The 14283-nt window shown below is 41.4% G+C and carries 14 protein-coding genes and 1 pseudogene; 8 read left to right on the forward strand and 7 right to left on the reverse strand.

Annotation, left to right across the window (positions count from 1 at the left end):
- Positions 1-379 precede the first annotated feature (379 nt).
- The 5 genes from ISP07_RS19605 to ISP07_RS19625 all read left to right on the forward strand — a co-directional run bounded on the left by ISP07_RS19605 (position 380) and on the right by ISP07_RS19625 (position 6867).
- Positions 380-1327, forward strand: coding sequence for an HlyD family secretion protein (locus ISP07_RS19605; RefSeq protein WP_209328639.1), 948 nt, complete (start codon positions 380-382; stop codon positions 1325-1327).
- The gene (locus tag ISP07_RS19610) at positions 1324-2250 is read left to right on the forward strand and encodes an ABC transporter ATP-binding protein (protein WP_209328640.1); all 927 of its coding nucleotides are present in this window, start codon (positions 1324-1326) and stop codon (positions 2248-2250) included. Before ISP07_RS19605 ends, ISP07_RS19610 begins: the two co-directional genes overlap by 4 nt.
- Before the next feature lie 5 nt (positions 2251-2255).
- Entirely contained in the window at positions 2256-3401 is a 1146-nt protein-coding gene (locus ISP07_RS19615; RefSeq protein ID WP_182911238.1) for an ABC transporter permease, read from the forward strand.
- Between the two features lie 68 nt (positions 3402-3469).
- The gene (locus ISP07_RS19620; RefSeq protein ID WP_209328641.1) at positions 3470-4633 is read left to right on the forward strand and encodes a sugar ABC transporter substrate-binding protein; all 1164 of its coding nucleotides are present in this window, start codon (positions 3470-3472) and stop codon (positions 4631-4633) included.
- Entirely contained in the window at positions 4630-6867 is a 2238-nt protein-coding gene (locus ISP07_RS19625; protein WP_209328642.1) for an ATP-binding protein, read from the forward strand. The genes ISP07_RS19620 and ISP07_RS19625 overlap by 4 nt, the downstream gene beginning before the upstream one ends.
- A gap of 10 nt (positions 6868-6877) precedes the next feature.
- Here ISP07_RS19625 and gloA read toward each other — a convergent pair whose 3' ends face one another.
- Together gloA and ISP07_RS19635 are read right to left on the reverse strand one after the other, a co-directional pair.
- A complete protein-coding gene (gloA, locus tag ISP07_RS19630) occupies positions 6878-7276 on the reverse strand; it encodes a lactoylglutathione lyase (protein ID WP_054553771.1) in 399 nt (132 codons plus the stop codon).
- A gap of 219 nt (positions 7277-7495) precedes the next feature.
- On the reverse strand, positions 7496-9403 hold the full coding sequence (locus ISP07_RS19635; protein WP_209328643.1) for an aminotransferase class V-fold PLP-dependent enzyme: 1908 nt from the start codon (positions 9401-9403) through the stop codon (positions 7496-7498).
- 521 nt (positions 9404-9924) lie between these two features.
- Here ISP07_RS19635 and ISP07_RS19640 point away from each other — a divergent pair.
- From ISP07_RS19640 to ISP07_RS19650, 3 genes are all read left to right on the forward strand, one after another.
- Positions 9925-10140, forward strand: a complete 216-nt coding sequence (locus ISP07_RS19640; protein ID WP_209328644.1) for a hypothetical protein — start codon at positions 9925-9927, stop codon at positions 10138-10140.
- A 187-nt stretch (positions 10141-10327) separates the two neighbouring features.
- On the forward strand, positions 10328-10552 hold the full coding sequence (locus ISP07_RS19645; RefSeq protein WP_054553697.1) for a type II toxin-antitoxin system ParD family antitoxin: 225 nt from the start codon (positions 10328-10330) through the stop codon (positions 10550-10552).
- A gap of 5 nt (positions 10553-10557) precedes the next feature.
- Positions 10558-10854, forward strand: a complete 297-nt coding sequence (locus ISP07_RS19650) for a type II toxin-antitoxin system RelE/ParE family toxin (RefSeq protein ID WP_138602595.1) — start codon at positions 10558-10560, stop codon at positions 10852-10854.
- A 23-nt stretch (positions 10855-10877) separates the two neighbouring features.
- On the opposite strand, the gene nth is transcribed toward ISP07_RS19650, so the two are convergent.
- From nth to ISP07_RS19675, 5 genes and pseudogenes are all read right to left on the reverse strand, one after another.
- Positions 10878-11510: an endonuclease III gene (gene nth / locus ISP07_RS19655; protein WP_054553695.1), complete on the reverse strand. Its 633-nt coding sequence runs from the start codon at positions 11508-11510 to the stop codon at positions 10878-10880.
- Positions 11511-11548: 38 nt separating this feature from the next.
- The gene (locus ISP07_RS19660; protein WP_209328645.1) at positions 11549-12247 is read right to left on the reverse strand and encodes an electron transport complex subunit E; all 699 of its coding nucleotides are present in this window, start codon (positions 12245-12247) and stop codon (positions 11549-11551) included.
- On the reverse strand, positions 12247-12882 hold the full coding sequence (gene rsxG, locus ISP07_RS19665) for an electron transport complex subunit RsxG (protein WP_209328646.1): 636 nt from the start codon (positions 12880-12882) through the stop codon (positions 12247-12249). Before rsxG ends, ISP07_RS19660 begins: the two co-directional genes overlap by 1 nt.
- Positions 12882-13937, reverse strand: coding sequence for an electron transport complex subunit RsxD (rsxD, locus tag ISP07_RS19670; RefSeq protein ID WP_209328647.1), 1056 nt, complete (start codon positions 13935-13937; stop codon positions 12882-12884). Before rsxD ends, rsxG begins: the two co-directional genes overlap by 1 nt.
- Positions 13934-14283, reverse strand: a pseudogene (locus ISP07_RS19675) (electron transport complex subunit RsxC); the annotation flags it as partial. The gene rsxD and the pseudogene ISP07_RS19675, both read right to left, overlap by 4 nt.

Genomic DNA, 14283 nt, shown 5'->3' on the forward strand with positions numbered 1-14283 from the left:
CCCATCGTCTAGAGGCCTAGGACACCGCCCTTTCACGGCGGTAACAGGGGTTCGAATCCCCTTGGGGACGCCACTTATTCAAGTAGGTTATGTGTAGTGGGGCTGTGAACACCGCGCAATCTATGCACAACGTTATCAAGAGTACGAATCTCTTGGGGACGCCACTTACTTTAAGTAAGTAATGTATTGGGAAGACTATCCATATATCATTTCAAATATAACTAAGATTTTTCAACTTAATATTCCTTATTCCCTATATATCTTTACGATATAGACTCCATATATTTCTAAAACTTTAATTCCTATAGATCACTTTTACAGATCATTTTAATACTTTATAGTATCTAGCAACTCATCAGCTAACCATAAGGAAATTAAAATGTTAGCTAAACGTGTTGTACTCATACTAATTTCTTTAGTCATTACTGCTTGCTCAGACTCAAATGAGGGAGTAGCGCTAGGAACGCTTGAGCGTGAGCGTGTGATCCATCCTGCAACGACTAACGAAATACTGATCGATTTACCCGTTTCAGCAGGCCAGTTGGTCGAAAAAGGGCAGGTGATTGCAAAGTTTGATGCCGAACTACAACAAGCGATTGTTGCTAAAGCACAAGCTCAATTAGCTCAAGCCACTGCATTTCTTGAAAAAACCTTGAATGGTGCTCGCCCCGAAGAAGTTGCTGCCGCATCAGCCAAAGTAGCAGCAGCCAATGCTGCATATACGCAAAGCGAAGCTAATTTTCGCCGTGCAAAAACCTTAGTTAAAGATAAACTCGCAAGCCAAGAAACCTTAGACAGTGCTACCGCTGCACGAGATGAGACTTTCGCTAATTTAGAATCAGCAAAGCAGAACTTAAATGAGTTAACAAATGGTTCTCGCGTTGAAGATATCAATAGTGCGAAAGCGCAAGTTCAGTCGGCAGAAGCAGAACTAAAAGTACAGCAAAAATACCTCTCAGACCTGACAATTAAAGCGATGCGTGCTGGCAGGGTCGATAATTTACCTTGGCACGTAGGTGAGCGAGTTACCAAAGGCAGCCCAGTCGTTATCGTTCAAGCAAACAGCGCACCTTATGCGCGCGTATATATCCCTGAACCATATCGTGCCAAGCTCAATCAGGGTATGACACTTACGGTTCGTGTCGATGGCATAGATAAAAATATACAGGGTAAACTGACATGGATTGCCTCAGAGCCTGCGTTCACGCCTTTTTATGCCCTTAATCAGGAAGAGCGTGCGAGATTAATGTATCTTGCTGAGGTAACACTACCTGTCAGTGAAAATAATTTACCGACAGGCGTACCTGCTCAAGTGTTTATGCCATGACTGAATCGGTGATCCATGCCAAAGGTTTGGTAAAACAATTTGGCGATTTAAAAGCGATTGATAACCTTGATCTAGACGTTGAGCAAGGGCAAATTTATGGCTTTTTGGGCCCTAATGGCTGTGGTAAAACGACTGCAATCCGTATGCTTACGGGGCTATTGAAGCCGACCTCTGGTGATATCAATGTGCTTGGCTTGAGTTTGCCAAAAGATGCTGAAAAGCTCAGAACGCAACTTGGTTATATGACACAAAAGTTTTCACTTTATAGTGACCTGACCGTGCTTGAAAACCTAAAGTTCATGGCGGCGCTTTACCCGTTTAAAAAGCAACAAAAACAACAAAGAATTGACGAATTGCTCCATACCTATGGTCTCGATCAAAGAGCAGATCAAATGGCCGGAAGTATGAGTGGGGGCCAACGGCAGCGCTTAGCATTGGCTGCTGCAGTGATTAATAAACCGAAAATTTTATTTCTTGATGAACCAACATCGGCAGTCGATCCACAAAATCGCCGTGATTTTTGGGAAACACTGTTTGATTTAAGTAATGCCGGTACCACGATATTAGTCACCACCCATTACATGGATGAAGCTGAGCGTTGTCATCGTTTAGCCATTTTAGAATCTGGTATTAAACGCGCGGATGGCTCTCCAAAGCAATTAATGACAGACATGCACGCTCATGTTGTAGAAATCGCAGGGGCGCAAACCAGAGAATTAAAAAAACAGCTCGCAACAATCGACCATGTTATCTCAGCCACTCAATTAGGTGCACAGCTGCGAGTATTAGTAAAAAAAGATCTTCAAGACCCCGTTGAGTTCATAAAACAGCAATCATTTTATCAGGATACTTGGCAAGTAAATAGTGTGCGCCCAAGCCTTGAAGACGTGTTTGTCACCTGCACAGGGCAGGGCAGACAATGAGTATTATGACTTCATTAAGCCGCATAAAAGCAATTGTAAGCAAAGAATTACTACAATTACGCCGCGATAGAATGACCTTTGCGATGGTGGTGATGATCCCCCTTATCCAACTGATTCTATTTGGTTACGCTATTAACACCAACGTTAAAGATATCCCTGTTGCAGTGGTCGATCATAGTCAAACTGCGCTCAGTCGCATTTTAGTACAAACAGTATCGGCGACAAATGTGGTTAAAGTGACGGATTATTACGACAGTATTGAACAGGCACAAACAGCAATCGCGAGCGCGAAAGTGCGGGCTGTGCTATTTATACCCCACGATGTGGCAAACCGACTTGCCCAGCACCCAACAGTGGGTTTTGGTTTGCCTGATGGCAGTAATGAGTCGTTAGTCAGGCCAATTGCACATTGGTTAGTTGACGGCTCAGATACAATGGTCGCGTCGAGCATAAAATCGCTGCGCAATATGCCGCTTGCAGAGCTTCTCGATAAGCCTGCGAATAGAACATACCCAACCTTTGAGACGACCTTATTTTATAACCCAGAGCAACGCTCTGCAGTGAATATTGTGCCAGGTTTAGCTGCTGTTATTTTAACCATGACGATGATTATGTTTACCTCTGCTGCCATTGTTAAAGAGCAAGAGCGAGGTAATATGGAGCTCTTAATCACCTTACCGTTAAGCTCGCTTGAATTAATGATCGGTAAAGTGGTGCCTTATATCTTCATTGGTTTTATTCAGTTATTTATTATATTAGGCATGGGTAAGCTCTTGTTTCATATTCCTTTTGGAGGTGGTTTAGTCGCATTGGTTGTCGCAACCTTTGCCTTTATATGTGCCAGTTTAGTGCTTGGCTTAGTGCTTTCAACCATCGCTAAAAACCAGCTTCAAGCAATGCAAATGACAATTTTCATTCTATTACCTTCTATTTTATTGTCAGGTTTTGTATTTCCCTATGAAGGTATGCCAAAGGCAGCGCAATGGCTTGCTGAGTGCCTGCCCGCAACGCATTACCTAAGATTAATACGCGGAATCGTGCTAAAAGATGTTAATTTAATAAGTATGAGCAGTGACTTACTTTGGCTTTTAGCTTTTACTATTTTGGGCTTGGCTGTGGCTGCATTTAGATTTAAGAAAACCCTTGATTAGGCTGGGCAATTTAAGGCATATGTGCTTAACTAAAAAGTAATTTTAATTCATTTTGAGTAGACATTAGCGTGTGGCGAGTATTTTGGCTGGCGGTGCTATTAGTTACGTTTGATGGCTATGCAGCAACTATAAACCTAGCCCATACCATGAAGCATGAACATTTTAACCAATTGCTTAGTGAGTTTGCAGAGCAAAACGGTTTAACGGTTAACTCTGTATTGGTTGACCAAAAGGCGCTAAAGGTAAGGTTGGTACAAAATACTAGTACCAGCACCTCAACAGACGTAATTATTGTACCCGCTGATCACTTAGGCCTTGATAAATATGCCAACTACAGCACCATTCCAGACTCACTCATAGCTGATACCACAGACAAGCGAACCTTAGAAACTGCAAAGTTAAACAATGAGCTCTTAGGTATACCCATCATTCAAGGGAATCACTTGTTACTTTTTTATAATAAGCAGTTTGTTAAAGAGCCAATAGAAAACTGGCAGGATATATACCAAATTCAACCTTCATTGCCTGAAAAAGTGAAACTCGTTACATGGAGTTTTATGGAAATGTATTGGTTTATCCCGTTCCTATCGGCTTTTAGTGGTGATCTACTTGTAGATAATCAAGTTCAGCTAAATACACCAGCAATGCAATCGGCTCTCAAATTTGTTTGGGGTTTAAATAAACAAAACCTGGTTGATAGGCAGTGCGATTACACTTGCTCAAATAATGCATTTAAAGCGCAGCAAGCCGCCTTCACCATTGATGGTGCATGGGCATTAAAAACGTATGAAGAGGCATTGGGTAATAATTTAGGAATACAACAATTACCGAAACTCAATGGTGAGTATATGCAGCCTTACTACTCAACCTTTGTGCTGGCATTTCCAAACCATGCTTTAAATGGTGCAAATAAAGACAGCTTGATCAAATTTGCTAAATTGGTTCAAGCGGAAAAATTCCAAACACTGGTTTGGCAAAAACTTCAAGATATCCCAGTTAACACTGAGGTTTTAAATAACCTAAAAGCACAACAAGGCACTGAGTTATCAACCTTAATTGATACCATACAATTTACAAAACCTATGCCTTCTACCGCATCTATGATCATCGTATGGGAAGTATTAAATAAAGGGTTTATTCGCTATGGCAGTGGTGCCTTAACTGCTGAGCAAGCGGGGCTTTTTATGCAAGGGTTGGCAGAGCGTTCGATTGCCAATGAAGGGGCTGAATGAGTAGTCCACGCTTTAGTCGCGCCTTATTTATCAGTGTATTACTACTGGTCATTATTCCCCTGCTGATCCTTGCAGGTTTGATGATAGGGCGATTCTATTTAAGCTCAATTGACCAAGCAAATACGAGTTTACAATGGCAAGCTAGAAATAATGCGGCCAGTCTTGAACAACTATTATTTAAGCTTGAGAAAAATAGCCAATTGCTTAGTAGCACTAAAGCGATAACTGAGTTGCCCAATAAAGTGGTGTACTCACAGTTCGCGCTTGTACAACTGCAGGAGTTTGTTGCCCAGAATCCACAGATAAAAGCATCGATTGTAATTGATAATCAAGGCTTTATAGTTGAAGGTTACCCTATTACCTCTTTAAATTTGAACTATAAACTCACAAAAAGCATTCTCGACAGCGCCAAGACATCAACAGAGCAAAACACAGTTCAAATTATCGATAACCCCCAAGTTAGTGAATTATTTGCGCCTGCAGAGGCAAAACAAAATGCCTTACTGGCAATTACATCTAAGTTGTTACATGAGCAAGATTCTCTTAGTGAGCCAATAATCAAAACGGGCGTGTTAGTGTCTTTTGTGCCTTTATCAGAGGCGTTAAAGTGGCTTGCAATACATAATGAACAACCGGTTTATCAAGCAGGTAAGCAGGTACAAATTACTGCACAAGATAACATTTTATATAGCGTGGGCGATGCTGGCGATAACGGCAAATTAATGGGGCAGGCCTCAATCAGTAATGTTTTTTATGCAGGTAAGCCAACCAGTTTACGATTCCAAATTAATGAAGCAAAAACCACCTACACCAGCGCTGTAAAGCAAACGGCTATATTGGCAGGGTTGTTAATTGTAGGACTCTCTATTATTTCATTTATTTCAGTGCGTTGGTTGACGGCACGTCTCCATAACCCACTAAATCGTATTACTGCTCTTAGCCGAGAATATGCATTAGGTAATTACAAACAAGATACCGACGATTTTCATTATCAAGAGTTTAAAGATATTGCTGATTCGCTCAGCAGCATGGCTGATACCATTGATATACAAATTACTTCATTGCAATTAGAAAAACTTCGCGCTGAGCGCTCTGAGCAAGTTAAAAGCCAATTCTTAGCCAATATGAGCCATGAGATACGCACTCCGATGAATGGTATTGTGGGCTTTTTGCAGCTACTCAATAAAAGCACGCTAACACGAGAGCAAGCAGAGTTTGTAAGGCAAATTAATAACTGTAGTGATGTGCTATTGACCGTGATTAACGATATTCTCGACTTTTCAAAAATAGAGGCCAATAAAATAGAGCTCGAGTCGCGACAATGTGATTTAGTCGCGCTTTGCCATGACCTTATCTTACTATTCAAACCGAGTTGTGATGCCAAAGGAGTTGGCTGCCGGCTTGACGTCTCCCCATTACAATCGCTGAATGTTGAATGTGATGAAATACGTGTTAAACAAGTGCTGATTAACTTGCTCTCTAACGCCGTTAAGTTCACCCATCAAGGAGAGATCGTTCTTTCGCTTATTCTGCAAAGCCGAGATGAACACCAGACAGCCGTCGTGTTATCGGTAAAAGATACAGGCATAGGTATCGCTGAAGATAAAATAACGGCCTTGTTTAATCCTTTTGTTCAGGCGCAAACTAGCACAACTCGTGAATATGGAGGGACCGGTCTTGGGCTTGCCATCAGTAAAGGAATGATTGATTTGATGGGTGGCACTATTGCTATCGACAGTGAGCTTGGCAAAGGTACCGAGTTTACCATTAATGTTAATTTTAAATCACTAAACCCACAGGACGCTAGTGCAAAAGTACACCAATCAGATGAAGACACTCAGTTCGATTTTAAAGTCGTCGACAAGCCAATATTAATTGCTGAAGATAACCCGATTAACCAAATTGTTATCACTAAGTATTTAACTCAATTAGGTCTAAATTATGAATTGGCAGAAAATGGAAAAATTGCCTGTGAGAAAACCCTAACACAAAACTACGCATTGATTTTAATGGATATTCAAATGCCGGTGATGGATGGATTAACTGCCAGCGAAAACTTACTTGCAAGGCCAGATTTTGATACGCCGATTATTGCAGTCAGTGCTAATGCGATGAAAGACGACATCGAAACAAGTGCAAAAATTGGTATCAGTGACCATATCGCAAAGCCAATTAATTTTACTGAACTTGAAAAAGCACTCGCAAAGTGGCTATCTCAGCAATCGCTGAAATAGCCGGTATGAATCAAAAAGTGTTGTTATCTTTTTTCTGAATTAACTCAATTGCATAACCATCTGGGTCTTTAACAAATGCAATTTCAGTTGTGCCGCCTTTTACAGGACCCGGCTCACGACTCACATTACCGCCAGCAGCTTTAATGTCTTCGCAGGCTTTATAAATATCATCAAACTCGATAGCAATATGACCATATGCATTACCTAAATCATAGCTGTCTGTATCCCAGTTATAAGTAAGCTCAAGCACGGTCGAATCTTTTTCGTCACCATAACCGACAAAAGCAAGGGTGTAGCGGTACTCTTCGTTGTCTGCACGGCGCAGCTCTTTCATACCTAATACCTGCGTATAAAATTCAATTGATTTATCTAAATCAGCAACGCGAAGCATTGTGTGTAATAAGCGCATTTTAAGCATCCTCTTTCTTGTCTTTAAATTCGCACAATTTCAATAACGCAGCATGGTACAACGCTGCGCATTAAAATTATTAAAAATGGATTATAAGTTATTTCGATTGCATGCACAGTAGCATTGAGACAAAGCGTTTGATATGAAAAGAGTGATGTTATGCAGCAATGAATAGAGGTTGCTGCATAACAATGAGGTATTTGCGGTATAAGTGAAAGCTTAGCTTTTCACTTTACCTTTAAGAACATAAATTTCACCATCAAAGCTCCCTTGAATTGTCAGACCTTGTCCCGCCAACTCTTTAAGATATTCGATATGCTCATTAGTGATATGTTGCCCCGGCACTAACAGAGGGATACCAGGAGGATAAGGCGTCACTAATCCGGCACAAATTCGGTTGTTACTTTTGCTAATTGGCACAGATTCGCGTTCGCCATAGAACGCATCACTAGGAATGCAGGCTAAGTCAATCCCGGGTAGATTCTCTGGTAGGCGTGTGCGCCTCATTGAAGTAGCGAGTTTTACTTTACCGCTATCGAGTTTCTTAAGCGCATTGTAAAGGCGAATGATCTTTGAGCGTGTGCCGCCAAGAGTCAGTAAAACTAAAATGGTGCTGTGTGTATATTTTTCGATTTCAAGGCCAATTTCATCTAATAGAAATTTATGAATATCCTTTAATGAATACGGTAACTCACTAATATCGATAAGGATCTTCAGCGGATCGTGACCCATGTTATCGCCACTAAAATGTGGGAATATGTCCATGAAATCTTGCTTATCGAGCACTTTAATATGTTTCAGTGATGCCATTTGCTGCTTAAACTCTGCAACATGATTCAGCAGGGCATTCAGTAATTTATAACCTTCCATTTCTAATTGCTTTTGGCATACATCCAGCGAGGCAATGAGCTGATATTTTGGCGAGGTACTGGCGTAAATACTGTAGATCTCACGGAAGAAATCGGCATCGAAATCAGGGTCGTTAACATGAATGTAAGACGCCTGAGAGAACGCTGAAACCACTTTATGTGCCGAATGGGTAACATAGTCTGCGCCAGCATTTATAGCTGAGTAGTGGCGTAAACTTGGATGGAAAAGCGAGTAAGCAAACCACGCTTCGTCGATAAACACTTTAATACCGTGCTGGTGTGCAAATTCAACCACTTGTTTTAAATCGCTAAGCAGGCCATCGTAAGTGCAGCCAGTTAAAACCAATAATTTAGCATCGCTATTTTGTTCAATAGCTTGCTTAATGTCAGCCAGTGAAGGGGGCGCGAAGATACCATATTTAGGATTTAAAATACTCGATAAGTAAATTGGTAAACTAGCCGATTGCAAAATGCCGTAATGTACTGATTTATGGCAGTTTCGGTCGATGATCACCTTATCGCCTTTACGTAGTAAAGTTTGCAAAATAATCTTATTTGAAGTGGATGACCCATTGGTAACAAAGTAGGTATGTTTTACTTCAAATGTCGCCGCCGCTGATTCTTGAGAGCGGCCTATGGTGTTGGTGCTGTCTGATAATGAGCCAAGCGAGTCGACAGAAACCGACAGGTCGCCAACAAATACGTTACGGCCATAAAACTGATAAAAGTCTTTAATATACGGAGAATTTCTAAAGCTAGCACCGCCGCTGTGACCAGGTGTGTGCCATGAATCGTTCGATTCACCTACATAACGACGGTAGGCGGTCCAAAATGGGGTTTCTGCACGATCATCAAAGTCATTGATCATATAGCCCAAGATTGCTTCTGGGTCTGAAATGACCTCATCTTTAAAAAAGAAAGATTCAATTTCTTCTGACTCGTTGACTATCTCCAAGCCTTTCGTATCGTCACCAATAACATAGACAGGCAGTTCTAGGCGAATGCCTTTTAATTGCTCGATAAAACGGCTATAGGTGCGCTCGCCATTATTCAATACATCCCAACTAAGTACTACAGCTTGAATATCGCCATCTTCCTCTACATATTTCAACGCCTGCTTGAGCTCTATGCACTCGATAATGTCGATATCAACATCACTTCGCTCAAAATTAGGGATTGTTTTTTCTAGGTTCGTTGAAAGCTCTTTTAAGGTGGCAGGATCTTGCTCAATTAATAAGATACGAAGTAAAGGTAACATTGCAACTCTCATAAAAAAATTCACATTACTCAACAGCATAACGAAAGGATGGAAGCTTGTGAAATTAATACTTTGATATTTTTTATACCGAGAAAGATAAGCTTTTTACGTGTTAATCGCAGATAGTTGAAATTAGATGTTCTTACTGTAAAAGTAATCGTTTAAGTAAAAGGTTGATTTACGTATTAACGCGTTCAGATTCGCTAAAGAGTTATTGCGTGATGAGGGCGTCGCAGTAGGCTTTCTTGATGGACGTTATAAGCTTGATGAACGAGACGATTTAACAGCAGCTCCTAAGCAAGACGCGTCAAAAGTGATAGGGCCAGCATATAAAAGCGGCACTGATGAAATACATGCGCACAGATTTAAACGTACAGTGGAAAAGAAAATACCTAAACCCTGGCGATCCTTAGTTATCAGATAACTGGCGCTGGCGCACTGCTTCTGATGGACAAGGCTGGGAGCCAAGATACGTCAATACAGCGCCAGATTTATCTTATGTGCTTCGCAGCAATCCGCAAATGAAAGTGATGGTTACCTCTGGTTATTACGATATTGTCACGCCATTTTTTGATGCTGAATACACCTTAAATAGGCACGGTATATACGCTGATAAAATTGACTATCACTATTATCACGGCGGTTACATGATGTATGTTCACGAACCTGCAAGAGTGGCGCTGCTAAGAGATACGCGAGAGTTTATTAAAAAGCAGGTGAGCCAAAACCCACGATAATGACTAGGAACATTGTGCCAAACCCTGTGTTTGGCACAATGCGCAAAGGGTGTGATAGAAAAGGTTAAGAACGTTACACATATAGTGCCTATCAAGGATTAACCATTGGTGCATATCGACCATATTTGTTGCCAATGTTTGCCAATATCTGCCATAATCAAAGACTGTAAATATATAGGAATTAACTATGGCAACTTTAAATATCTCTATTCCAGATGAAATGCGCTCATGGATTGATGCCCAAGTTGAGTCAGGTCGATTCTCAAATGCAAGTGATTATATCCGCGATTTGATCCGCCATAATCAGAGTGAAAAAGATGCTATTAGAATGGCATTAGTAGAGGGTGAGCTAAGTGGTGAGAGTGAGTTAACGGTTTTAGATATTATATCCAAATCCAAAAACAAAACTTAAAGCGAATGGCTAAATATATTCTCTCTAATAAAGCTCAGTATGACTTGGAGCGTATTTTTCAGTACACCGAAATTGAATTCGGTGTTTCTCAAGCAGAAAACTATTTAATTGGAATTCATGAAACGCTAATGGCTTTGTCTACTGAGCCGAGCCTTGCTCAAGATGTTAGCGATATCAAGCCAGGATATTCTCGGTATATATTTAGAAAGCACTACATCTTTTTTAAAAAAAGAGCCAACGATATTTTCATTGTGAGAATTCTGCATCAACAAATGAAGGTTCAACTACATCTAACAAGCTAATGCAGGTCAGCAATAATACTTAATTACTCTGTCTTTTCTTTAAATTCACACAAATCTTCGATAATACAACTGCCGCACTTAGGTTTGCGAGCCGTGCACACATATCGGCCATGCAGAATTAACCAATGATGCACATCGACCTTAAATTCTTTAGGTACCACTTTTTCTAATTTTTGTTCAACTGCCACCACATCTTTACCCATGGCAAACTTAGTGCGGTTAGAAACGCGGAAAATGTGAGTGTCTACAGCAATTGTTGGCCAGCCAAAGGCACAGTTTAAAACAACATTTGCGGTCTTTCTGCCAACACCGGGTAATGCTTCGAGCGCTTCACGATTCTCTGGTACTTCTGAGTTATGTTTATTGACCAGAATCTCACACATTTTATAGACATTATTGGCTTTCGAATTAAACAAACCAATGGTCTTGATGTAATCACGAAGGCCTTCAAGGCCTAAATCAAGAATCGCTTGAGGCGTGTTAGCAACAGGGAATAGCTTACGGGTTGCTTTATTAACACCCACATCTGTAGCTTGTGCTGATAAGGTAACCGCAACTAATAACTCAAACGGGCTTGAGTATTCAAGCTCTGTTTCTGGGTGCGGGTTTTGCTCACGTAGACGAGATAAGATCTCATAGCGTTTTTCTTTATTCATGGTGGCGTAAAGCACGCAGTGACGGTGCGTGCTCTCCTTTAAGTTAAACTTGTTACTCGGGCTCTTGGGCCTTTTTCTACTTCTGGAGTAACAACTTGCTTAGATTTTATTTGTGTATCAATGACATTTTTTGCAGCAATCAGTAAACCAAGTCCTAAAAAGGCACCCGGTGGTAAGATAGCTAATAAAAATTGGTTATCAAAACTGAATACTTCAATTCGAAGTGCAGCAGCCCATGGCCCTAATAATAAATCAGCACCATCAAATAGTGTACCTTGACCAATAAGCTCTCGCATTGCCCCTAGCACCACTAAAACTAACATAAAGCCAAGTCCCATCATCAGTCCGTCAAAGGCTGAAAGTGGCACTGTATTTTTAGAGGCGAATGCTTCTGCGCGACCGATAATGGCACAGTTGGTAACAATAAGCGGAATAAAAATCCCCAATGATTGATAAAGCCCAAATGTATAGGCATTCATCATCAGCTGCACGATGGTCACAAAGCCTGCGATGATCATCACAAAAACAGGAATACGAATATCTTTTGGTACCCAGTTACGCACAATCGATACGGTGACATTAGAACCAACCAGTACCAATAAAGTCGCTAAACCAAGGCCTAATGCATTGGTAACCGTCGAAGTAACAGCAAGTAGCGGGCACAAGCCTAATAACTGCACAAGGGCAGGGTTATTAGCCCACATACCATCTTTAAATAAAGTTTTAACTTGGCTCATTACTTGGCTCCTTGACAGATGTTTGGTGCAGCAAACAGATTATCAAATTCAGCTTGGGCAAACAGCACAGCTTGTTTTACTGAGCCGACAACGGCACGCGGTGTAATGGTTGCGCCAGTAAATTGATCAAATTGGCCACCATCTTTTTTAACAGCCCAGCGGCTATCATCTTCACTCAGTACATTTTGCCCTTTGAAAAGAGTGATCCAGTCTGATTTTTTGACCTCAACTTTATCGCCAAGGCCCGGTGTTTCTTCGTGCTTAGTTACACGAACACCCGCTATTTCACCATTGGCAAACACCGCCGTTAATAAGTTGATATCGCCACTATAACCACTTGGTGTTACATGGCGCATCACTAAAGCATACGGTTTAGTGTCTTTGTAGGCGCGGTAAATAACTTGCTCTGGACGTGGCCCTAAGCGCTCATCGGTGATCACGACACAATCTTTGTATAGTTGATTGTCATAATGATGGGCATCAAGTACTTGCTGTAGCTGCTCTGCAAGTTGTTGCTTTTCTTGCTCTTCAATACGCTCAGCAGTCAGGCTATGAGTCAGGGCTACAGTGCCTGTGGTAATAAGTGCAAATGCAGTAAGAATAGTGCCGTTTTTAGTCATTGAGGAAAGGATCATTATTTCACCCCATGGCCGTAAGTACGTGGTTGCGTGTAGTAATCAATTAAAGGCACCGCCATATTTAACAGCAATACACTAAATGCCACTGCATCAGGGTAACCACCGAAAGTACGAATTAAGTAAACAAGTAGACCAATTAACGCACCGTAAATTAAACGGCCTCTATTCGTTGTTGATGCAGAAACAGGATCGGTGGCAATAAAGAATGCCCCTAACATTGTCGCACCACTGAATAAATGAAATACCACGCCTGGCTCTGTGCCAGGAGCTGCAATATAACCAATACCACTGCACACGGCCAATGAGGCTAAAAAGCTAACAGGGATATGCCAATTAATGATGTTAGCTTTTAATAAATAAAGCCCCCCGATTAAAAAGCCGAGGTTAACCCAGCCCCAACCAAGGCCAAACCAGTCATTAAAAAGAGGTTTACTCATGCTCTCAGCCACCGTTAGGTGATGGGCGACATCTGTTTTAACGGTATCAATCGGTGTTGCCATGGTTGTGCCATCAATCGCTACACGTAACTGATCGACACTAAATCCAGCGCTGGTAAAGCCATTGAAAATAACAAACAGCTGTTGTGAGAAGCTGATTGGAGATGCAAGTAAATCACTAACAGGTAACCAGCTGGTCATTTGCACCGGAAACGATACAAGTAGTAATACATAAGCTGCCATAGCAGGGTTAAATAAATTAAAGCCAAGGCCGCCATAAAGCTGCTTTACACTAACAATTGCAAACATACAGCCAATTACGATAATCCACCAAGGCGCTAAAGGCGGAATACTCAACGCCAGTAATACGCCAGTTAACCACGCACTGCCATCACTAAGTGTTGGCCAAACTTTGCGTTTACGAAGCATCAATACAGCGGCTTCACAGGCACTAACAGTAATCAGCGCGAGAACAAGCTGAATTAACACAGCGCTACCAAAGAAGAAAACTTGCGCGATTAAGCCTGGAATACACGCAGCAATCACTGTCATCATTAATCGGCTTAATGATTTATGGCTATGATTATGCGGCGAACTCGCCATGGTTAGTTTCATGACTTATCGTTTCCTTCTTGTTGTAACTTTTTCGCTTTAGCTCTTGCAATGGCACGAGCGACCGCTGCTTTTTTCTTATCTTCGCTAGACTCAGTTTCATCAGATTGCGGCTTGGCCTCTGCCTCAGCACTTGAATCATTTTTTTGCTGTGAAGAATCGTCACTCTGCGCTTGCTCTTTAGCGGCTTTTTTCGCTTTAGCACTGGCGATAGCGGCTGCAACAGCGGCTTTTTTCTTATCTTCGTTAGATTCAGGAGCGTCAGCTTGCGGCTTAGCATCTGCCTCATCATTTGAATCATTAGTTTGCTGTGAATAGTCGTCACTCTGCGCTTGCTCTTTAGCGGCAT

This window comes from Pseudoalteromonas sp. PA2MD11, from assembly GCF_017808125.1.
Lineage (GTDB): Bacteria > Pseudomonadota > Gammaproteobacteria > Enterobacterales > Alteromonadaceae > Pseudoalteromonas > Pseudoalteromonas simplex.

Coding starts and splice junctions, on each gene's coding strand:
- ISP07_RS19660 (WP_209328645.1), bottom strand. CDS start 12,247: ATGAGCCAAGTTAAAACTTTATTTAAAGATGGTATGTGGGCTAATAAC.
- gloA (WP_054553771.1), bottom strand. CDS start 7,276: ATGCGCTTATTACACACAATGCTTCGCGTTGCTGATTTAGATAAATCA.
- rsxG (WP_209328646.1), bottom strand. CDS start 12,882: ATGATCCTTTCCTCAATGACTAAAAACGGCACTATTCTTACTGCATTT.
- rsxD (WP_209328647.1), bottom strand. CDS start 13,937: ATGAAACTAACCATGGCGAGTTCGCCGCATAATCATAGCCATAAATCA.
- ISP07_RS19625 (WP_209328642.1), top strand. CDS start 4,630: ATGAGTAGTCCACGCTTTAGTCGCGCCTTATTTATCAGTGTATTACTA.
- ISP07_RS19610 (WP_209328640.1), top strand. CDS start 1,324: ATGACTGAATCGGTGATCCATGCCAAAGGTTTGGTAAAACAATTTGGC.
- ISP07_RS19615 (WP_182911238.1), top strand. CDS start 2,256: ATGACTTCATTAAGCCGCATAAAAGCAATTGTAAGCAAAGAATTACTA.
- ISP07_RS19635 (WP_209328643.1), bottom strand. CDS start 9,403: ATGTTACCTTTACTTCGTATCTTATTAATTGAGCAAGATCCTGCCACC.
- ISP07_RS19640 (WP_209328644.1), top strand. CDS start 9,925: ATGAAAGTGATGGTTACCTCTGGTTATTACGATATTGTCACGCCATTT.
- nth (WP_054553695.1), bottom strand. CDS start 11,510: ATGAATAAAGAAAAACGCTATGAGATCTTATCTCGTCTACGTGAGCAA.
- ISP07_RS19605 (WP_209328639.1), top strand. CDS start 380: ATGTTAGCTAAACGTGTTGTACTCATACTAATTTCTTTAGTCATTACT.
- ISP07_RS19645 (WP_054553697.1), top strand. CDS start 10,328: ATGGCAACTTTAAATATCTCTATTCCAGATGAAATGCGCTCATGGATT.
- ISP07_RS19650 (WP_138602595.1), top strand. CDS start 10,558: ATGGCTAAATATATTCTCTCTAATAAAGCTCAGTATGACTTGGAGCGT.